At 58.0% G+C, this 5,456-nt stretch carries 5 protein-coding genes, 1 tRNA gene and 1 pseudogene; 6 read left to right on the forward strand and 1 reads right to left on the reverse strand.

Features of this window, described 5'->3' with window-relative positions; translation table 11 throughout:
* The 6 genes from M7F93_RS10845 to M7F93_RS10870 form a co-directional block, all read left to right on the forward strand.
* The coding region (locus M7F93_RS10845; RefSeq protein WP_298173260.1) for an NAD-dependent epimerase/dehydratase family protein at positions 1 to 925 on the forward strand (925 nt) is incomplete at its 5' end.
* A 21-nt stretch (positions 926 to 946) separates the two neighbouring features.
* The gene (locus tag M7F93_RS10850) at positions 947 to 1,837 is read left to right on the forward strand and encodes a diiron oxygenase (protein ID WP_298173263.1); all 891 of its coding nucleotides are present in this window, start codon (positions 947 to 949) and stop codon (positions 1,835 to 1,837) included.
* A 42-nt stretch (positions 1,838 to 1,879) separates the two neighbouring features.
* Positions 1,880 to 2,149, forward strand: coding sequence for a hypothetical protein (locus M7F93_RS10855; protein WP_298173266.1), 270 nt, complete (start codon positions 1,880 to 1,882; stop codon positions 2,147 to 2,149).
* An 8-nt stretch (positions 2,150 to 2,157) separates the two neighbouring features.
* Positions 2,158 to 3,789 (forward strand): alpha-D-glucose phosphate-specific phosphoglucomutase, encoded by a 1,632-nt coding sequence (locus M7F93_RS10860; RefSeq protein WP_298173269.1) that lies wholly within the window; start codon positions 2,158 to 2,160, stop codon positions 3,787 to 3,789.
* A gap of 15 nt (positions 3,790 to 3,804) precedes the next feature.
* Positions 3,805 to 4,161, forward strand: a complete 357-nt coding sequence (locus M7F93_RS10865; RefSeq protein WP_298173272.1) for a YtxH domain-containing protein — start codon at positions 3,805 to 3,807, stop codon at positions 4,159 to 4,161.
* A 34-nt stretch (positions 4,162 to 4,195) separates the two neighbouring features.
* Positions 4,196 to 4,272, forward strand: a tRNA-Pro gene (locus tag M7F93_RS10870).
* Positions 4,273 to 5,165: 893 nt separating this feature from the next.
* Here M7F93_RS10870 and M7F93_RS10875 read toward each other — a convergent pair.
* A pseudogene (locus M7F93_RS10875) lies at positions 5,166 to 5,456 on the reverse strand (transposase); the annotation flags it as partial.

Here is a 5,456-nt window from a genome sequence, read left to right on the forward strand (position 1 = left end):
GGCGGCGCTGTTACCCGCGCTGCTCGCCCGCCCGGATATCCACCGGGTCATCGCCCTGGATCGCCAGGCACCCGCCATGCAGCATCCGCACCTGCAATACCTGCCTCTGGATATACGCGATCCGCGGCTTGCCGAACACCTGACACACATGGACTGCATCATTCATCTCGCCTTTATGGTGCTCAGTCCGCGCCTCGGGCCGCAACGGCGCTGGCGCGAGGAAATGCGCCGGATTAACCTCGAAGGCAGTCAGCATCTGTTCCGTGCGGCGGCAAATGCCGGTGTACCGCAAGTCATCTATTCCAGCAGTGTGGCCGCTTATGGCGCCTGGCCGGACAATCCCGTCCCCATCCGCGAAAGCCAGCCGTGCCGGCCTGTACCGGGTTTCGCCTATAGTGAGGACAAGGCCGCGCTGGAACAGTGGCTGGATGTGTTCGCGATCACCCGAAGTCAAACCGCCATCGCGCGTCTGCGTCTGCACGCCATTATCGGTCCTCGTGGGCAGGCATTGGTAAACGATATTGCGACGAGCCCTTACGGACTACGACTGCGAGATCCGGACCTGCCCATTCAGTGTCTCCACGAGGAGGATGCAGTTGCCGCCCTGCTGGCGGTACTGGATTATGGCCGGGGCGGGGTATTCAATATCGCGGCACCCGACCCCATCCCCTGGTCAAGCATTCCTCGCCGCTGGCAGCTTCCACTCTCCCCCACCCAACTGCACCGTGTACATAGCTGGCTACGCCCTTTTAGTACCAGCCTCGGCGATCCCGGCTGGCTACAGGTCCTGGAAAATCCGCTGGTTGTCGACATCAGCCACGCCCAGCAAACATTGGGGTGGCACCCTCGTTATAACGTGTACAGCGCCATTACCCGATTACGCGATACGGGCGGGCAGCGGCCAAAGCACCCTTGGAGCGGCTGAGCGTCCGTGGCAGAATAGCCTATGAACTTCGCTCAACGTCTCCCCGCGTACGCCCAGATCCAGCGGCATCACGACGCACTGGTCAATCGGCTCAACGAGCACAGCAGTAACTACCGGGACCCTGTCCAGGCCGTCCCATGGAAAAGCCTCAATGCAGAAACAGCCTGGCTCCCCGAAGAACTGCTATCGCTCTATGGATTGCCTGAATATGTACAACTGAGTCAGGACGAACGCATCCGTCTTTCCCAGGTCGAATTTGTCTCTTTCTGCGAACTGGGCCTATGGCTGGAGGCCCTGTTCATCCAACGCCTGGGCGCCAACTCACTACAGGAGATGTACCGCGATCCGGTCAGCTACCATTATCAGCTTCATGAACTGCGGGAAGAAGTGGGGCACAGCCTCATGTTTCTGGAATTACAGCAACGTGCGCAACTCCCATTTATGACCCCTTTGAGCGAGCGCCCGCCCCTGGCCCGTCTTTTCGCCCGTTATGCGCCCGAAGGCTCCGCAGCTTTCTGGGCAACCATTCTAATCGGTGAGAATGTGCCGGACCGCATGAATCGGCTGATCTTCGCACACAAGGATCTGCCCGCAGCGGTACTGGCCATTACCCACATCCACATGCGCGAAGAAGCGCGTCACATGGCTTTTGCCCGTACCACCATTCAGATGCGCAGTCAGGCCATGGGTCGCGCAAAAAAACGTTTCATCAGCCCCGTTCTGCGCGAGGTATTTCGCCAGTTTTTGCGGACCAGTTTCTTTCCAGGCGAACAGGTCTATGCGGCGGCCGGGTTGAGCAATCCGCGGATCTGGGCACGCCGCGTGCGCCGCAACCCGCACCGTATTCACCTGATGAACCAGTGTGCAGCGCCCAGTCGCGATTTTCTGCGCACGCAAGGCTTTGCCTTGTGAACAGCTAGTTCCTGCTATAATCTGAAAACTATGGAGAATAAAATGCGATTTCATCCTGGAACCATCCTCGCATCCCCCGACGCGCAAGCCATCTTCGAATCCGGAGAAATTGATCCGCAGGAATTGCTCCGTCACCACGTCCTGGGCGAGTGGGATGAGGCTATGGAAGAAGACCTCATTGAAGCCAGTGAAAAGGCCATTCGCGACGGCGGTGTGGTCGTCAGTACCTGGCAGGTAAGCGGGTATACGGTCTGGATTCGTACCGATGCCAGTCGGGAAACCACTATTATTGACGTTCCACTCGACTACTGAGGTGTGTCATGGCGGTATTGCAGATTGCAACCCAGCCTTTCGCTGATCAACGCCCAGGCACGTCCGGGCTACGTAAAAAGGTCAAAGTTTTTCAGCAGCCGCATTATCTCGAAAATTTCGTTCAATCCATTTTCAGCGCCATTCCCGATCGCGCCGGACAAACCCTTATTCTTGGTGGCGACGGACGTTTTTATAACCGTGAAGCCATACAGACCATCCTCCGGATGGCGGCGGCGAATGGCTGGGGCAAAGTCATTGTCGGACGGGGCGGGCTCTTCTCTACACCCGCCGTTTCTACCGTCATTCGTGCGCGGAGTGCCCACGGCGGCATTATCCTCAGCGCTTCCCATAACGCCGGTGGTCCGGATCACGATTTTGGCATCAAGTACAACACTGCCAACGGCGGGCCTGCGCCAGAAAAAATCACCGACACCATCTGGGCTGCCAGCAAGACCATCCAAGGTTACCAGACACTAGACAGTGCAGATGTCGATATCGACCAGGATGGAGAATTTTTGCTGGGCGACATGCGCGTAGAAATCTGCGACCCGGTGGCGGAGTATGTAGAACTGATGGCCCGCATTTTTGATTTTGACGCGCTGAGGCAACTCTTGCAGGGGCCATTCCGGATGCGTTTTGATGCCCTGCACGCTATCACCGGCCCCTACGCCCACGAGATTTTTGAGAAGCGTCTGGGTGCGCCTGCCGGTACGGTGGTTAACGGCGTCCCGCTGACGGATTTTGGGGGCGGTCATCCCGACCCCAATCTGGTGTATGCCAGGCCTCTGGCGGACCACCTGTTCGCAGAAGATGCGTCCGACTTTGGGGCGGCGTCCGATGGCGACGGCGATCGCAACATGATCCTCGGACGTCAATTTTTTGTGACCCCTAGTGACTCGCTGGCGGTACTTGCGGCCCATGCCACGGCCATCCCCGCATATCGGCAGGGACTAAAAGGCGTCGCCCGCTCCATGCCTACGAGCCAGGCCGCAGACGTAGTTGCCGAGGCACTGGGCATTGCCCACTATGAAACGCCTACCGGCTGGAAGTTCTTCGGGAATCTGCTGGATGCAGGCAAAATCACCTTTTGTGGCGAGGAGAGTTTCGGCACTGGATCGGACCACATCCGTGAAAAGGACGGACTCTGGGCGGTGCTGGCCTGGCTCTCGGTAATCGCGCACACGGGACAATCCGTAGCCGAGATCGTCACCCGGCATTGGCAACGTTTTGGCCGTCATTACTACACCCGCCATGATTACGAAGCACTCCCGGCGGAAACGGGCGAGCAGATCATGCAGAGTATCACCGCCCAATTGCCGGTGCTCCCCGGCCAGACTCTGGCAGGACGCGACATCATTATGGCCGATGATTTTACCTATACCGATCCTATCGACAGCAGCGTCAGTACCCATCAGGGCCTACGCCTGCTCTTTGCCGATGGGGCACGGCTGATATTCCGGCTGTCGGGTACGGGAACCGAAGGTGCCACTTTGCGCATTTATCACGAATATCTGGAGCAGGATGCGCAGCGTCAGCAACAGGACCCGCAACGTGCCCTGAGTGATCTGATCCGGCTCGGTCGCGATCTTACCCGGATGGAAAGTCTTACGGGTCGCAAGACCCCCACTGTCATCACCTGATAAAGGAGTTTGATCATGACGGATTATGAAAACGGTAATGGTATTGGGTATAGTGCCCTCGGTATCGCCTTGGTAGCCGGTGCGGTAGCTGGTGCGGTCACCGCCCTGCTTTTTGCGCCGCAAACAGGCGACCGCACCCGCGAACAATTACGGCATCAGGCTAACCGAGCCTGGGACCGCGTCGTGGCTTCTCGCGAGCGGATGAATGAGCGGGTTGAGGAGTTGCTCGACACCATCGCCATCTACAGCGAAGAGTTGGTCCAGAAAGGCAAGGAACTCAGTGACAAGGAGCGCCAGCGCCTGAATGATGGTATTGGTCTTGCGCGCGGGGAGTTGGACCGTTTGCGGCGGCGTCTTTCTCGTTTAGATTGACCACAACAGGGCAAGCGGCTATTCTCTGCGGCGACGGGGCGTAGCGCAGCTTGGTAGCGCGCCTGCTTTGGGAGCAGGATGTCGTAGGTTCGAATCCTATCGCCCCGACCAAATAAAACAGGCACTTAGACGAGATTCTGGGTACCTTCTTTTTGGCCTGAAGGGTCTACCGGTTACATTACCGGTTACGCTTCGCCAAAGTATCCCGGTGTTTTTAGCGCTGGTGCTGCCCACGTCCGGACGCCAATGAACAGCACTATTCTCCCCAGCGGGTAATGGCGGGAATCCATGTTCATGAAGTTCATGCGAGTGTCGCGGTGACAGACGCCAGCAGGGTTTCGTGAGCGTCACGGAACGACAGCCCCGTATTCGTGACAAGTCGCACATTCCGGGAGTATCGCCATCGGAAGCGGTCGTTACCGCGTAACGCAAAGTGTGACCAGACGCGTAACGCCTTCAGCATCGCGGTATGGAACGCAACGGCATCTTTACGGCCCCTGTGGTGCATTTCTCGCCGCGTCTCCCGGTCGTCATGAGAAATATTCATGAGCACAAGATTTACCAATAATGAACACATGCCGTGCCATGTGAATTTAATTCATTTAGCCTCGGTCACGGCGGTCACAATGCACTCACAATGGCCTGCCTTTTTTTGGGGTGGCTACTGGCCACCATCCCGGCCACTTCCTTTTTTTGGGGTTGCACCCTGCAACTATGCCTGCAACTTTCCGACGCCAGCCAAAGAAAAACCCCGCCAGCGAGGGCAGGGCATGGCTCAGTCATAGGCTGGCGCTGCTATCGGTCGTCCGCTTCGGTAGTGAACCCGCCAATGACGCGGATAACCATCTCCCCGGTATCCTCTGGCGGTGTGGGCGGCAACAGCTTTGACAACAGCATGGCGAACGTCTTGGGTTCGTCGCGCCCGAGTCGCACCAACCATTCAACCCCGCCCAGCTCGTCGAAGCTCGCTTGCAGCGCCTCTTTCAGGATCCCCCGAGTTCGACAGAGCGGAAGGACTTCACCTCTCCCACAGTGGCGATAATGGCGGTTGCGGTCAGGAGCCCCACACCGGGGATAGCCATCAATCGCATGACCGCCTCCTGGCCTTTCTTCCACAGTGTCAAACGCTTTTCGACATCCGCAATGTCTGCGTTCAGTTCACGCAGGCGTTGTAGTTGGCGACGCAGTGTATCCCGCAGCATGGGCGATAGGGATTTTTCCAGGTCGGCCAAAGCATCGGGCGCTTCTTCCAGTCCCTTTTGGCGACCTTGCGGCAGATCGGCGCCGAATTCGTA

This window comes from Acidithiobacillus sp., assembly GCF_027322205.1.
Taxonomy (GTDB): domain Bacteria; phylum Pseudomonadota; class Gammaproteobacteria; order Acidithiobacillales; family Acidithiobacillaceae; genus Acidithiobacillus.